The organism is Pseudomonadota bacterium (assembly GCA_039193195.1).
Classification (GTDB): Bacteria; Pseudomonadota; Gammaproteobacteria; order Steroidobacterales; family JBCBZW01; genus JBCBZW01.
The window spans coordinates 111,845-125,922 of sequence record JBCCWS010000013.1 but is presented as its reverse complement, the minus strand read 5'-3'; the positions used below and the strand labels follow the sequence as shown (position 1 = coordinate 125,922).

Sequence of the window (14,078 nt, the reverse complement as noted above, 5' to 3'; positions counted from 1 at the left end):
CCTGCGCTGTGGTAACGTCGTCCATTGGAAGGCCTTCTTTGTGTCCGAAAGTGCTGTGTCGTAACACCTTTCTAACACATCGAGGGCCTTCTTCTCTTTTGGCTCATGAATAATCCAGGCTAGTGTCCTGAGTTAGAAGTTAGTTTTTGACTTAGCGGGACCTTTTCGCCCCGGAACACGTTGCTCCTCCTCCCGTGGGACCTGCCACGCTCGTCGTCGCGCCGCACCCAGGCACAAAAACTCGCCTGCGAATTCATCAACGAACTTCCAACTCAGGACACTAGGGCGCGAAGCGTTGGGCCACCCGCAGCTGCAGCGACCGACTGCTCGGTGGCACGGGCACTTCGGGCGCGCGCAGGGTGATCGCATCGATGCTATGCAGTTGCTCGAGCATCGCCATCTGTGGTGCGAGGGCAGGTGCGCCGAGGTCCTGACCGGCGAAAAGCGCTGCCGTCGTGCGTTTGCCATCGATGGCTCGCAGCAGGGCGAGCTTCTCTGGCGTGTTGGTGGTGGTAAACCTGAGGCCCGCATGGCTCAGCACAAGCTGGTCCGCGCTCTCGCCGATCAGCTTGGCACCGAGGCCGGCGCCTTCGTCGTCTAACCAGGTGGGGCATAGGTGCACGTCGTCGAGTCGAGCGGCGCTTTGCGCCTTGCGAGTCGCGTAGAAGATATGGCGCCCGATCTGCCCGTACATCAGCTCCGCGATCGCGTACCGTGTCGCCGCCGGTAGGGCCTCGATGGTGGCGAGGAGGGCAGGGTCTTTCACGTAGGTGCGGGGGTCGTACTGGTGGCGCGTCGTCGGGTCGCCCGGCGGCCCGGGGATGTGTAGATCGTGACTCGCCATCCACTCGTAGACCTGAGGGATCGTATACGCCCGATCCTTCTCGTGGAGGTAGATGTCGTACAGACCGCTATCGCCCAGCTCGCCGTTGCCGTCGTTCGTGGGTGCAACATGTTCGCTAAAGCGCAGCCAATGGTGAGGGTGTAGGGAGCCTAAGCTCCTGCGCAGGTTGCTGAGCTTTTCCACGCGTGACCGCGCCTCAGCGTTTACAAGTCGCATCAGGGCCTGAATCTGGTAGTGCGCCGTACGCCCGTATTGCGCGTAGACCATCAGCCCCATGCATCCCTCGGGTGCGAGCACGCCGACCAGTGCCCTTAGGCCTGCGTCCGGGTCGGCCAGGTGATGGAGCACGCCGCTGCAGTTGATATAGTCGAAGTGGCCGAGCTCATCGGGCCGCACGTCGAGCAACGATCCCTGCACGAAGTGAACGTTGTCCAGGCCGCGGATGCTCAGTCGCTGGCGGGCCACTTCGATACTTGTGGCGCTAAGGTCAAGGTGCACGATGTGCGGTGAGCAGTCGCGCAGCTGTTCCGCTAGATAGACGGTGGAGTCGCCGGTGCCGCCACCAGCCACTAGCACCCGCATGCCAGCCGTGAGATCCCGAGCGCCCCGGAAGCAGCGCGCGTTAATGCTCGCCAGCTGGTCCATGGGCACGAACTTCAGTCGATGCCGCTCGTGCGCCGGGTCGCGCGGCGGGTAAGGAAGTTCCTCGTACTGGTCGCGAACCTGAGGCAGATAGTCTTGGTTAGCGGACATGGCGGCGCCTTGTCGGTGCCGTGCGCGCCCGGTCCTTCTCTGGCGCTTGCACGAAGTGGTTGGGTGTCGGCTCGTACTCCTAGTGGCTTACGCTGCGACCGCCTCGGCGCGGTCGCGATCCTGCGGTCCCCTAGCGAGCGCCGTACAGCGTGTCGAGGGCTTCGCGTATGCGAGCTCCCCAGTAGGGCGCGCGTCGGGCGGCCTTTTGTCGGTTGTTCAGCGCATCCCAGTTGGGGTCTTCCGCCATGCGCGAGGTCACCTGGTAGATGTCGAGGACGATACGCCCGGTCTCGTCGACCACGAACAGCCCCGGCGTGCCAGAGACGTTGTAGGAGGCCGGTACGTCGCCGCCTTCCGGGAAAGCGATGAACGAGTAGCCCTGGCGTTCCAAGTACTGGAGCGGGTCACCATCTTCGCGGTAGGAGATGGCGAAGATCCGCAGTGGCTTCTCTCCCTGGTACTCCTCCAGCATGCTCTGTAGGTGCGGCATCAGCGCCTTGCAGTAGGGGCACCAGGTTGCCCAGAAGAGGACGATGCTAGGGCCCTTCGGGTGCTCTTGGTGGAATGCGTACTCCTGGCCGGTGGCATCGGTCAACTGCCAGTTCGGCGCATCGTTGGCGAGCGTCGAGTGGGCACCGAGCAGGCCCACTAACAGCGGTAGGATGAACGGCAACGCCCGCGCGCGCGGTCGGGGGCGGGTGGCGATCGATGGCATGGGCGCTTCCTTGTCCTGTATGTCAGCGGTTCGCTCGCCAACCGAGCGCACCGGATGACGAACAGTGTCCGCGAGCGCGGGCGCGGTTACAACGCCCCGCCGCTCAGCCAACGACCGCGGAGACCGAGTCCTGTCCGCCGTGGCCGTAGAGCTTCACCACCAAATTGGCCTCTAGCTGGGTCAGACCGCAGTCGCGCATCAGCTGTTCCGCGTCACTGCCCTGCTGAGCGAGGTGAATCTCGCGCGAAAAGTCCCGCCCCTCGGGTTGCTCCTCGGGGGTGGCGAGCCGTGTGGACTGTCCTCGATCACGGCGCCGACGCTTGGCGCGCCGTCGCGCCTTTGGCGTATCCGTGGCCGGTGCCGGGGCGGCGACCGTTGCCTGCATGCTCGTCGCCACCGGTGCGGCGCCAATCCCTCGCAGTGGGCCGAGTCGCGGTGCGATCACCAGCAGCAGTACTAGGGTGCCGCAGAAGAAGCATAGGCTGGCCAGGACCAGGAGGCTGGCGGCGAGCAACTCGGGAGTGAGCTGGGAGATGAGCGAAGTCGCAAACGACTCGTTAGGCATGGGCGGCTGTCCTTTCAGGCGTATTCGTCGATGTGGTGAGGTGCCTCGGGAGGCTCGCGATCATCGTCTCGTGGGGTGGCGTCGTCCCGTGACGACTTCGCTTTGGACGTCTCTTCCTGGACCGGTCGCGCCTCGGGCTCTCCGCGCCCGCCTCGCCCTCCGCTATCGCGGCGAGGTAGGACGGGATTGGTCACGCCAACGGAGCGAATCATCGCATCCACCTGAGCACTACCAGCCACTTCATAGAACCTCCTAGGGCGAGTCGCTCACCCATTCGGTTAGTCGAGTTCGTAGCCTCACCTTGGCTTGCTTGTGGATTTGAGACACGCGGGACTCGGTCACGCCTAGCACTTCACCAATTTCCCGCAGGTTCAACTCGTCGTCGTAGTACAGCGCCATCACGAGGCGCTCGCGTTCCGGCAGGCGCTCGATCTCCTGCGTCAATACCGCTACGAAGGTGGATTCCTGCAGGTGCTGCAAGGGCCCGTCATGATCTTCCAGAATGGCCTGAGCGAGGGGCGGATCGTCATTGATCATGCTGTCCAGGCTGGCCACTCGGGCACACGCGGCATCGCGCAGAAGGCGGTGGTAGTCGTCCAGTGGTATCTCCATACGATCCGCCACTTCGCGATCGCTGACGTCGCGACCCTGCTCGTGCTCCATCTCCGAGATCACCCGACTCATCTGACGCAGCTGGCGCCAAAGCGGCCGCGGGGCCCAGTCCACCTTGCGCACCTCATCCAGCATCGCTCCTCGGATGCGAATCCCGGCGAAGGTGGTGAAGTTGGCACCACCCTCGGACGAGTAGTTCCGAGCCGCTTCGAGCAGACCGATCATGCCCGCTTGGATTAGATCTTCCACGTCCACGGTGGGTGGCAGGCGGCCGAGGAGGTGGTAGGCGATCCGTTTCACCAGGCTTGCGTGCTGAAGGACCAACGCATCACCGCTGAGTGCCACGGGTTCCTGCTGGCTGTCATCGCTCGGCGTGGGCGATGGCTCGCCGTCGAGCGCAGGACGTCCGCTCGGCAAGGCGCTATCTCCTTGTGCCAGGTCCGTCGCCACCGATCAGACGGCCTCGGCGACGGCAGTAGCGGGAACTCGAAGTAAGCGCTCAGCGAAGAACTCCGTGTGCCCGCGCGAGCCCGCGGCTGGACGCCAGTGACTCACCTGCTGGGCGAGGTGGCGAAACGCGTGGGCGGCGCGGGAGGAGGGGTAGGCGTCGAGAACGTTGATCTGTTGTTGGACGGATTTACGCAAATAGGGGTCGTGCGGGATGTTGCCAAAGTGGGTGACGGACACATCGAGGAACCGCTCACACACCCGGGCAATCTTCGTGTAGAGCTGGTTGCCGTGCTCCGCACCAGCGGTCATGTTGGTCAGCACGCGGGCGTGATCGACTCGGTAGTCGCGGCTAAGCACTTTGATGAGTGCGTAGGCATCGGTGATGGAGCCCGGGTCATCGCACACGGTCACTACTACATCGCGAGCCGCCTGAGCGAAGCTCGCGACGTTCTCCGAGAGTCCCGCCGCCGTATCGATGATCAGCACGTCCACCGGACGGGTGAGTTCGCTGAAGGCGTGGATGAGGCCGGCACTTTCGCGCGCGTCGAGTAGGGCCATGCGCTTGTTGCCGGACGCTGCCGGTACGAGGGTCATGCCCCAGGGTCCCTCCACGAGGACGTCTTCCAAGGAGCACTGCCCTTCGAGGACGTTGCTCAGGGTGTAGCGCGGGTGAAGGCCGAGGTGCACGTCCAGGTTTGCGAGGCCGAGATCCGCATCGAGCAGCATGACTCGTCGACCACTCATCGCACAGGCGACCCCAAGGTTGGCAGAGACGGTGGTCTTGCCGACGCCGCCCTTGCCACTCGTGACGGCGATCACCTGCACCGGTTGGGCGCTTGCCACACGGCGCAGACCGCTGGCCTGGTCTTCTTGTTGCACCCAGCTGCCATCGTGTTCGTGCTGGTGAGTTGAACGCTGGGCGTCGTGGTTGCTATCGCTTGGGTCAGGCACTTTCTCGCACCTCGTCGGTGTCATCGATCTGATCGCGACTTTCCATGTCCGCTTGATGGAACACGTGGCTCACTAGGCTCAGGCGCTTGCTACGCGCCCAGTGCAGGTCTTCGGGCACGTTCTGGCCGTTGCTGGTGTAGGCCAGGGGCAGGCCGGTTTCGATGAGCGCTCCCAAAGCCGTGCCAGGCGCTCGCGCCTCGTCCATCTTGGTGAGCACGCAGCCCGCTGGCTTCGCGTCAGCGAAACGCTCAATCGTATCGAGCATCGTGCGACGTTCCGTGTTGGCACACAGCGTAAGCAAGACTTGGACGTTGGCACGTGACCTGGACAGCAAACTGAGCTCTTCAGCGAGACGCAGATCTCGCTGACCCATCCCAGCGGTGTCGATCAATACCAGACGATGGCGTGCGAGGCGGCGCATTAAGGCGCTGAAGGTCTTGGGATCATCGGCCTGGAACAGGGGAACGCCGAGAATGCGCGCGAAGGTGTTGAGTTGCTCGTGGGCGCCCACGCGAAAAGTGTCGGTGGTGATCAGCGCTAAGCGTTCACGGCCATGCTTGAGGGCGAAGCGAGCCGCGAGTTTGGCGATACTCGTCGTTTTTCCGACGCCTGTTGGGCCGACCAGCGCCACTACACCGCCACGATCGATTACCTCCTGATCGAGCGTGCGCAAGCGTGCGGTCGCTTGCCCGGCAAGCGCAGGCCAGTCGACGGTTTCATTGTTGGCAGCCGCTGCGCTCGCCAATTCTTGCACCAAGGGATCGCTCATGCCGACCCGATGCAGCGAGCGCAGGTACAGGCGCACGGTCTGTTGGCGATCCATCTGCGTAGCGCCGCTGCGCTGCTCCCCGCCACCGCCGCGAGCGCGTTCGGATCGCCGCCCGACGCCCGCCAGCACGCTGAGTAGTCCATTGCCCTTGGCGCCCGGTGAGGAGGGGAGGGAGTTTGAGAGTTCGACCTGATCCTCGCGCAGCGCGTCGAGGTCCGCTTCGTCGCCGGTGGCCTCGGCCTCCGGCGTGGGGTCTGGGTACTCCTCGATCTCAGCGTAGCGTTGACGGGTGATGGTCGGCCGTCGTGCGCTAGGCAACGGCGCCCGGGCGGCATCGCCCGTGGATCGTGGATAGGCCAATTGTTGCGCCGTCATCGCCTCTCCGAAGGACTCGGGGGTCTGCGTCGGCAACTCGTCTAGCTCCACCATATCGTTGCGCCCATCGAAGGCGGATACACCGACACGACTGCGCTCACCGGGCGGCTCCCAGTCGACCGTGTCGCTGGGTGGTTCGTTGTCTTCATCAAGCAGCGATAGTTCCACGCTGGCTTGCGGTCCCTCGCGCCACAGGGTCATGCTGACTGGACGCGGACCGTAGCCGTCGTCGAAGGCCTGCCCCACGCCGTCGCGCCCGCCGTGACGCACGGCGGCAGTCGGTGCGTCGGCGGGGGGCGGATCGCTCGGTAGGAGAATCTTCGTATCTTCCAAGGCAGGGGCCGGTCGCGGCGCCGCGCGCGGTGCAGCGCGCCGCTTCTTCTTCGCCGCGGCCCGGGCAGGCGTTGCCGCGGAGGCACTGGCCGTGCGCTTGCTTGCGCGTCGCGTGCCTTCGCTCGTGGTGCTCTGCCGTTTGCCAGAGCTACCAGCGGAATTGGCGGTTTTCCGTGTGGTGCTGCTCGTGCGCCGAGTTCGGCGGGCGGCCGTGCGGCTTCCGTCACTCGCCTCGCGCCGAGCGGGTGAGGCGGCGGTTGTTTCTTCGGCCTTCGCGGTGTCCTCGCTCGCCGAGTCCTGGCTAGTCTGCGTAGACGCCGTGCGACGGGCTGGCGATGGCAAGCGCAGGGACTTGCCGTCCGAGCGCCGGGCGGGAGTAGCCGAGTCGTCGGCGCGCTCGGCGGGCGGTGCCGCGGCGCCGTTGGCGACTGTGCTAGCGGCCTTGGCCTGCTCGGGGTTCGCCCCCAGGGCGTGGTCGATCAGGCGCGGGTCGTAGTCGACTGCTGCGATGATCTCGATGCCGCCGGGCACCTGCTGGTTGGAGAGAATCACCGCGTCAGGACCTTGCTCGTCCCGAACTAGGCGGATGGCGTGTTTCATATCGCGGGCGACAAATCGCTTGATGTGCATTTAGTCTTCTCAGGCTCCGACCGCGGCAACCATGCGCAGACGCTTGTCGTCAGGCACTTCGTTGACCGCCAGTACGTTCAGATTCGGTAGCTGGTGTCGCAACAGGCGCGATAGCCAACCCCTGATCGTTGGGCTCACCAGCACCACTGCCGGTTCACCTGCCATCTCTTGGCGCTGCGCGGATTCGGCGAGGCTACGGTGCAACCGTTCAGCGAGGTTGGGTTCGATACCCGCGCCTTGTCCGCTCTGTAGGTTCTCTTGCAACATGCGTTCCAGTTTTGGCTCTAAGGTGATGACGGGCAGTTCTTCTCGCATTCCATTGATGCGTTGAACGATGGAGCGCCCCATGGCCACGCGCACCATGGCCGCGAGAGCGGCGGGTTCTTGACTGCGCGGCGCGTGTTCCGCCATCGCTTCGGCGATTCGCTTTAGGTTGGTGATGGGAATGCGCTCGGCCAACAGCTCCTGCAGCGTGCGTACGAAGATGCCCATCGGCAGCGCCTTGGGCACCAGATCCTCCACCAGCTTGGGTGAGGTTTGGGAGAGACGATCGAGTAGGTGCTGGGCCTCGTCGTAGCCGAACAGCTCGTTGGCGTGCGTGTGCAGGATCTGCGTGAGGTGCGTGGCCACCACGGTGGCGGCATCCACCACCGAGTAACCTAGGGTCTGGGCCCGTTCGCGCTCCGAGGGCTCGATCCATACTGCGTCCAGGCCGAAGGCAGGCTCTTTAGTCTTCTGGCCGGGGATCGGCTTGACCGTATCGTTCGGCGCGATGGCAAGCTCCTTGTTGGGGAAGATCTCGCCCTCGCCGATCGGCACATCCATCAGCTTGATGCGGTAGGCGTTGGGGTTGAGCTCGAGGTTGTCGCGGATGTGCACCGGCTGCACGAGAAAGCCCAGCTCCTGGGTGAACTTCTTGCGCACGCCTTTGATCTTGTTCATGAGCTCGCCGCCCTGGCGCTTGTCCACCATCCCGATAAGGCGGAATCCCACTTCTAGCCCGAGCGCGTCCACGTCTGACACGTCATCCCAAGATAGCTCCGGGGGGCGTGGTGCCTCGGCGGGCGCTTCCTGCTCGGCAGCGGCGGCTTGCTCCGCCGCGCTCGGCTGCCTATTGAGCAGCCAAGCGCCGGTGCCGCAGGCGGCGGCCAGGCCCAGGAACACCACGTTCGGCATGCCGGGGATCAAGCCCAGCAAGCCGAGTACGCCCGCGGTGACCCCGAGCGTGCGGGAGTTGCCGAGCAGCTGCTTCACCACCTGTTCGCCCATGTCCTGGGAGCCGGACATGCGGGTGACGATGATGGCGACGGCCGTCGACAGGAGCAGCGAGGGAATCTGCGCCACGAGGCCATCGCCGATCGTGAGCAGGGTGTAGTTCTCGAGCGCTTGACCGAAGGGCATGCCGTGCTGGAGTGGCCCGATCGCAATGCCGCCGATAATGTTGATGAACAAGATGAGGATACCGGCGGTGGCGTCCCCGCGAACGAACTTGCTAGCACCGTCCATGGAGCCGTAGAAATCGGCCTCCTGGCGAATCTCCTCGCGGCGCTGTCGAGCCTCGTCTTGGGACACGAGCCCGGCGTTCAGGTCGGCATCGATGGCCATCTGACGGCCCGGCATGGCGTCCAAGGTGAAGCGTGCGCTCACCTCGGATATACGCCCAGCACCTTTGGTCACCACGATGAAGTTGATGATCACTAGGATCGAGAAGACCACCAGCCCGACGGCGAAGTTGCCGCCTACCACGAAGTCGCCGAAGGCTTCGATCACCCGGCCAGCCGCGCCGGTCCCGTTGTGGCCGTTCAAGAGCACTACGCGGGTGGAGGCGACGTTGAGCGCCAGACGCAACAAGGTGGCGATGAGCAGCACCGTCGGGAACACGCCAAGATCCAGAGGACGGTTGGCGTAGATCACGGCCAGGACGATCACCAAGGAGAGGGTGATGTTAAAGGTGAACAGCAGATCCAGCGCCAGCGGCGGCAGTGGCAGCACCATCATGCTCAGCATCAGCAGCAGCAGGATGGGTACGCCGGCGCCCTGGCGCAGTTGGCGGGCGATACGCTCGAGCAGTTCCATCAGCGTTCATCCTCCGGAGGTGGCTCAGGATCGGTGATGCCCGACGGCATCTCGATGTCAGGCATGTCGGGCATAGGAATCTCATAGCGCCGCGCACGGCGAAGGGCGTAGATGTAGGACAGCACCTGGGCCACGGCCTGGTAGAGCACGCGCGGGATTTCCTCCCCTATCTCCGTGTGGCGATTGAGCGCGCGGGCGAGAGGAGGCGCCTCGAATAGGGGAACCCTGTGCTCGAGGGCAAGCTCGCGAATGCGAGCGGCAACCAGGTCCGTGCCCTTGGCGACCACGCGCGGAGCGCTCATGTCGTCTTCGTAACGCAACGCGACGGCGACGTGAGTTGGGTTGGTGACCACCACGTCGGCGTGGGGCACCTCTTCCATCATTCGGCCGCGTGCTAGTTGCTGCTGCAGCTGTCGAATGCGCGACTTCACTTCGGGACGCCCGTCCGTCTCCTTCATTTCATCACGCACTTCCTTCAGCGTCATCTTCAGCTTTCGCGTGAAATCCCAGAGCTGGAACGGCACGTCGACTGCCGCGATCAAGGCGAGGCTCGCGCTCAGCAGCAGGAGCGAGAGTATGCACAGCCAAATCGCGTCGCCCAGCGCCACGTTGACAGGCCGCAGGCTGAGGCCCACCAGTTGGGGCGCTAGCTGATTCAGCAGCAGCAGGGCCACCGTGCCCACGAGGAGAAACTTCGCCATCGCCTTCATGAGCTCGACAAAGTTCTTCGGCGCGAACAGGCGCTTGAAACCCTTGATCGGATCCAGCTTCTCGAGCTTGGGCTCAAGGGCCTTGGTGGTGAAGTTCCACCCGCCTAGCATGATCGGCCCGACGAAGGCGGCGAAGGTGCAGAGCAGAAGGAATGGCGTCAGCGCCAGCAATCCGCGGGTGAAGTTGTTCTGGAGCGATCGCATCAGATAGGTAGGGTCGCCCAGCTGCGCGGCTCTTGGAGAGAATTGCTCGCGAAAGATGTCGAGGATGGTCTCCTGCAATCCGCCGCCGAAGAGCATCAAGCCCGTCGCTCCCGCCATCGTGACGAGCATGGTGGAAAGCTCGCGCGAGCGCGGCACGTTGCCCTTTTCCCGCGCCTCTCGGAGGCGTTTTGGGGTTGGGTCTTCGGTTTTCTCCTGTCCGTCCTGATTCTCAGCCATGACGGGTGACCGCTAGGGACGCAGGATGTCCGTAAGGAGTCCGAAGGACACCTCGAGCAGGTGAATCAGCGCCCCCTGGGTGGAAGGCAAGGCGACCAAGATGATCGCGAAGCCCATGACCAAACTCACGGGAAAGCCGATCGCGAACATGTTCAAGGACGGCGCCGCGCGGGAGATCACGCCAAAGGCGATGTTTACGATGAGCAGGGCGCACACGGCGGGCAGGGCGATCTGCAGGGCGCCGCCGAACATGGTGCTGGCAAAGCCGATCAGCTCCCACAGCAACGCCTGCCCAGACTGCAGGTTCTCCGGCACCGCCACGGGCATCGCCAGAAAGCTCTGGGCGAGCACTTCCAGCAGCATCAGGTGGCCGTTGATAGCGAGATAGGTGAGCGTGGCGAGGATTAGGTAGAACTGGCTCAACACCGGTACGGACACGCCCCGCTCGGGATCCAAGAAAGTGGCGAAGCCAAGGCCCATGGACATGGCTGCCGTTTCTCCCGCCACCACCATGGCATCGAACACGAGTTGCACCACGAAGCCGAGCAGCATGCCTATGAGTAGCTGCTGCCCCGTGAGCAGAAATCCCGCGGGACTCATCAAGGGCACGTCCGGCATGGGCGGAAGCGCCGGAGCGATGAGCATGGTCAAGCTCACCACGAGCAGCAGCTTTACGCGCGGCGGTATGCTCCGGCTGTTGAATAGGGGCGCCACCGCCACCAGCCCACCGATCCGCACGAACGGCCAGAAGTAAGCGTTGACTAACGCGAGCAGGACCTCTTCGCTGAAGAACATTCACGCGACGCCAAGGCCAGCACGGGGATAGCGCATCAGGTGAGTCCCAGGTAACGCGGGATGTTCAGAAACAGGCGCCGGGTGAAGTCCACGATCACGTGCAGCATCCAGGGTCCGGCGATCAGGATGGTGATGCCGAGGACGATCAGCTTGGGGATGAACGACAGGGTCATCTCCTGGATCTGCGTGGCCGCCTGGAACATGCCGATCAGCAGGCCCGCGGCGAGGGCCGAGAGCAGCATCGGTGCGGCCAGCATGGCGGTGGTCTGCAGGGCGCGTTGGGCGACGGCGATGACGGTTTCCGGATCCATTCGCTACACCACGAAACTGATGGCGAGGGTTTCGACCAGCAAGGTCCAGCCGTCGACGAGTACGAACAACATGATTTTGAAGGGCAAGGAGATGAGCATAGGCGAGAGCATCATCATGCCCATGGACATGAGCACGCTGGAGACCACCAGATCGATCACCAGGAACGGGATGAACACGAGGAAGCCGATCTGGAAGGCCGTCTTCAGCTCACTGGTCACGAAGGCGGGGACCAGCATGCGCAGGGGCACATCCTGCGGGGTGGCGAACTGGGTGACCCCGCCGATGCGGGCGAAGGTGGCCAGGTCTGTCTCACGCGTCTGGCTGAGCATGAAGTCTCGTAGGGGCGCCAGGGCGGCGGGCAGCGCCTGTTGAATAGCCATGCTGCCCTCTAGGTAGGGGCCGATGCCCGTGCGCCATGCGGTGTCCGCCACCGGCGCCATGATGAACAGGGTTAGGAACAGGGCCAAGCCCAGGAGCACCTGGTTCGGCGGCGACTGCGCAGTGCCGAGGGCCTGGCGCAGGATGGCCAAGACGATGATGATGCGCGTGAACGAGGTCATACTGAGCACCACTGCGGGCAGCAGCGTCAGCAGCGTCATCAAGACCAAAACCTGGATGGTCAGCGAGTAGGTCTGCTCGCCATCGGCGCCACCCACGGTGAGGGCCGGCAGGCCGGGCGCCTCCTGGGCACTCAGTGCACTCGCGAAGAGCACGAGTGCAAGGCCAAGGAGGGCTGCCAGTCGCTGTCGTCGTTGCGTCGGTAGCATCGAGAAGGCTTACCTTTTTAATAGGCTTGCGAAGGGGGTGGCTGCGATCGGTGGTGCCGGCTCGTCTGAATCCTCCATCGCCTCGCCGCTCTGCGCCGTGTCTGGGTCAAGTACATGCAGGGTTTGCACGCGCCCTGGGGCCAGGCCGAGCACGAGCTGTGTGGAGCCCACCTGCACCAGGGCGACGCGTTCGCGGGCGCCCACGGGCAGCACGTCGAGCACTCTCATGGCTCGGCCGCTGCGTTTCGGTTGCAGTCGATGGAGCCGTCGCGACAGCCAGCCGAGGGCGACGATTACCAACAGAACCACGGCGAGACTGGCAAGCAGTTGCGCCGAGCTGCCTGGTGTCAGCAGATCCTCGCCCCCCAGGGCCGGCACGGGCGTGGCCGACTCGATGCCTGTGCTGGCGAAGAGCGGTGTCGACGCCGGCTCCTTCGTCGTCTCCGCCTCTACGTGTACGGCGCCGTCGACTACCGGCCCCTCTTCGCTGTTGCTGTCGCTTCCCTGCGTCATGATCAGCTCAGGCGTCGGATTCGCTCGCCCGCGCTCACCACGTCCGTGAGGCGGATACCAAAGCGTTCGTTGACCATCACTGGCTCCCCTTGAGCGACCAGGGTGTCATTGACCAGCAAGGACATGGGTTGGGTGACGAGCTGATCAAGTTCCACTACTGACCCGCGGTTGAGCTTCAACAGCTCGCGTAGGCTCAAGCGGGTGCGACCGACCTCTACCGTGAGGGTCACGGGCACGTCCAGGATCATCTCCAGCTTGAGATCTCCCGGTCCGTTGCGGTCCCCCTGGTCGCGTAGCTCTTCAAAGGCAGCGGGCTCGCCAGCAAACTCATCTTCTTCATCTTCGAGGACCTCGTCCGCGGTGCGGGCCTCCTCGTCCTCCGCGCCCGCCGCGGCGTCGTTTTCTGCGCGCGTCTCGTCCTCGTCGTCCTCGGGCAGATCTTCGGGGGCTGTCGATTCGTTCATCGCTCCAACGCTCTCCTGGTGGTCTTCGGTAGGGCCGTGCGGTCGGCGACCGCGGAGAGCATCATTGCCTTACGCTCTCGTGAGGTGCCGATACGGCCGATGAACAGCGGTTGTTCGCCTAAGACGGCGGTGACAGTCTGGTCGAATTCGATCTCCATCACGTCGCCGCTCTGCATGTCGATCATATCGCGGAAGCTAGCAGGGACGTTGGCTAGGGAGATTTGCACGTCGAGCTCCACGTCGAGAAGGCTCTCACGGAGAACTTCGCGCCACTGCTCGACGTGGTCGTCAGGACGGTATTCGGTGCCCGTCAGCCGCGCCTCGATGGGTTGCATCGTGGCGTGGGGGATGACGATGTTGATGGTCGCTTTCTGACTCGCGAACTCCACCTCGAAGCGAGAGGCGAGGAGCATCGTGGAGGAGGGCATCATCTCCAGGTAGCGCGCGTCGAACTCGAGGGTCTCCACGCTGACTTCGATCGGTTCCACTTCCTCCCAGGTCTTGCTGAGGTCGTGGAGGATCACCTCCTGGCAAGTCTGTAGCAGCAGCCGCTCGCTGCGCGTGAAGGCGCGTTGCTGGGACAGAACGGGCGGGCGACAGGGACCACCGAAGCGAGAGTCGACGCCCAAGTAGAGGAAGGCGGTGTCCATGACCAGCAGTGCCTTCCCCGGCAGGGGAGGGAGATCGAGAACATGAATCGCGCTCGGCACGCTCAGGCCCGAGGTGTAGTCGAGGTAAGACTCGCGGTAGAGGCCGGCGAAGCGCACGGAGCCCAGCTGGGAAAAGACGGTTTTGAGGGAACTTGACAGTCGCGTTGCCAGGCGCTCGTTGATGCGTTCGAGTACCGGCCACTGGCCGGTGACCAAGTGATCGTAGGCCGCAAAGTCGAGGGGTACGACTTCGCCGCGCGGGCGCATGCCCGTGTCCGTGGATACGGAGCCGTCCTCGATCCCCTCGAGCAGCGCCTCAGTTTCCTGCTCCGTGAGCAAGTCGTTCATCTCCC

At 64.1% G+C, this 14,078-nt stretch carries 15 protein-coding genes; all 15 read right to left on the bottom strand.

Going from position 1 to position 14,078, the window contains the following annotated elements; all coding sequences use genetic code 11:
- Positions 1 to 280 precede the first annotated feature (280 nt).
- The 15 genes from AAGA68_13075 to AAGA68_13005 all read right to left on the bottom strand — a co-directional run bounded on the left by AAGA68_13075 (position 281) and on the right by AAGA68_13005 (position 14,073).
- Positions 281 to 1,597 (bottom strand): class I SAM-dependent methyltransferase, encoded by a 1,317-nt coding sequence (locus AAGA68_13075; protein MEM9385990.1) that lies wholly within the window; start codon positions 1,595 to 1,597, stop codon positions 281 to 283.
- A gap of 130 nt (positions 1,598 to 1,727) precedes the next feature.
- Positions 1,728 to 2,312 (bottom strand): TlpA disulfide reductase family protein, encoded by a 585-nt coding sequence (locus tag AAGA68_13070; protein ID MEM9385989.1) that lies wholly within the window; start codon positions 2,310 to 2,312, stop codon positions 1,728 to 1,730.
- 103 nt (positions 2,313 to 2,415) lie between these two features.
- Positions 2,416 to 2,877, bottom strand: coding sequence for a DUF2802 domain-containing protein (locus tag AAGA68_13065; protein ID MEM9385988.1), 462 nt, complete (start codon positions 2,875 to 2,877; stop codon positions 2,416 to 2,418).
- 14 nt (positions 2,878 to 2,891) lie between these two features.
- The gene (locus AAGA68_13060) at positions 2,892 to 3,116 is read right to left on the bottom strand and encodes a hypothetical protein (GenBank protein MEM9385987.1); all 225 of its coding nucleotides are present in this window, start codon (positions 3,114 to 3,116) and stop codon (positions 2,892 to 2,894) included.
- A gap of 13 nt (positions 3,117 to 3,129) precedes the next feature.
- Positions 3,130 to 3,906, bottom strand: coding sequence for an RNA polymerase sigma factor FliA (locus AAGA68_13055; protein MEM9385986.1), 777 nt, complete (start codon positions 3,904 to 3,906; stop codon positions 3,130 to 3,132).
- A gap of 36 nt (positions 3,907 to 3,942) precedes the next feature.
- Positions 3,943 to 4,890: a MinD/ParA family protein gene (locus AAGA68_13050; GenBank protein ID MEM9385985.1), complete on the bottom strand. Its 948-nt coding sequence runs from the start codon at positions 4,888 to 4,890 to the stop codon at positions 3,943 to 3,945.
- Positions 4,883 to 6,997, bottom strand: coding sequence for an AAA family ATPase (locus AAGA68_13045; GenBank protein ID MEM9385984.1), 2,115 nt, complete (start codon positions 6,995 to 6,997; stop codon positions 4,883 to 4,885). The genes AAGA68_13050 and AAGA68_13045 overlap by 8 nt, the downstream gene beginning before the upstream one ends.
- Positions 6,998 to 7,006: 9 nt before the next feature.
- Positions 7,007 to 9,073: a flagellar biosynthesis protein FlhA gene (flhA, locus tag AAGA68_13040; GenBank protein ID MEM9385983.1), complete on the bottom strand. Its 2,067-nt coding sequence runs from the start codon at positions 9,071 to 9,073 to the stop codon at positions 7,007 to 7,009.
- Entirely contained in the window at positions 9,073 to 10,224 is a 1,152-nt protein-coding gene (gene flhB / locus AAGA68_13035; GenBank protein MEM9385982.1) for a flagellar biosynthesis protein FlhB, read from the bottom strand. The genes flhA and flhB overlap by 1 nt, the downstream gene beginning before the upstream one ends.
- Before the next feature lie 12 nt (positions 10,225 to 10,236).
- Positions 10,237 to 11,019 (bottom strand): flagellar biosynthetic protein FliR, encoded by a 783-nt coding sequence (fliR, locus tag AAGA68_13030; GenBank protein ID MEM9385981.1) that lies wholly within the window; start codon positions 11,017 to 11,019, stop codon positions 10,237 to 10,239.
- Between the two features lie 35 nt (positions 11,020 to 11,054).
- Entirely contained in the window at positions 11,055 to 11,330 is a 276-nt protein-coding gene (gene fliQ, locus AAGA68_13025) for a flagellar biosynthesis protein FliQ (protein MEM9385980.1), read from the bottom strand.
- Positions 11,331 to 11,333: 3 nt separating this feature from the next.
- Entirely contained in the window at positions 11,334 to 12,098 is a 765-nt protein-coding gene (fliP, locus tag AAGA68_13020; protein MEM9385979.1) for a flagellar type III secretion system pore protein FliP, read from the bottom strand.
- A gap of 9 nt (positions 12,099 to 12,107) precedes the next feature.
- Positions 12,108 to 12,611, bottom strand: coding sequence for a flagellar biosynthetic protein FliO (gene fliO, locus AAGA68_13015; GenBank protein ID MEM9385978.1), 504 nt, complete (start codon positions 12,609 to 12,611; stop codon positions 12,108 to 12,110).
- A gap of 2 nt (positions 12,612 to 12,613) precedes the next feature.
- On the bottom strand, positions 12,614 to 13,075 hold the full coding sequence (gene fliN, locus AAGA68_13010; GenBank protein MEM9385977.1) for a flagellar motor switch protein FliN: 462 nt from the start codon (positions 13,073 to 13,075) through the stop codon (positions 12,614 to 12,616).
- On the bottom strand, positions 13,072 to 14,073 hold the full coding sequence (locus AAGA68_13005) for a FliM/FliN family flagellar motor switch protein (protein MEM9385976.1): 1,002 nt from the start codon (positions 14,071 to 14,073) through the stop codon (positions 13,072 to 13,074). Before AAGA68_13005 ends, fliN begins: the two co-directional genes overlap by 4 nt.
- Between the last annotated feature and the right edge of the window lie 5 nt (positions 14,074 to 14,078).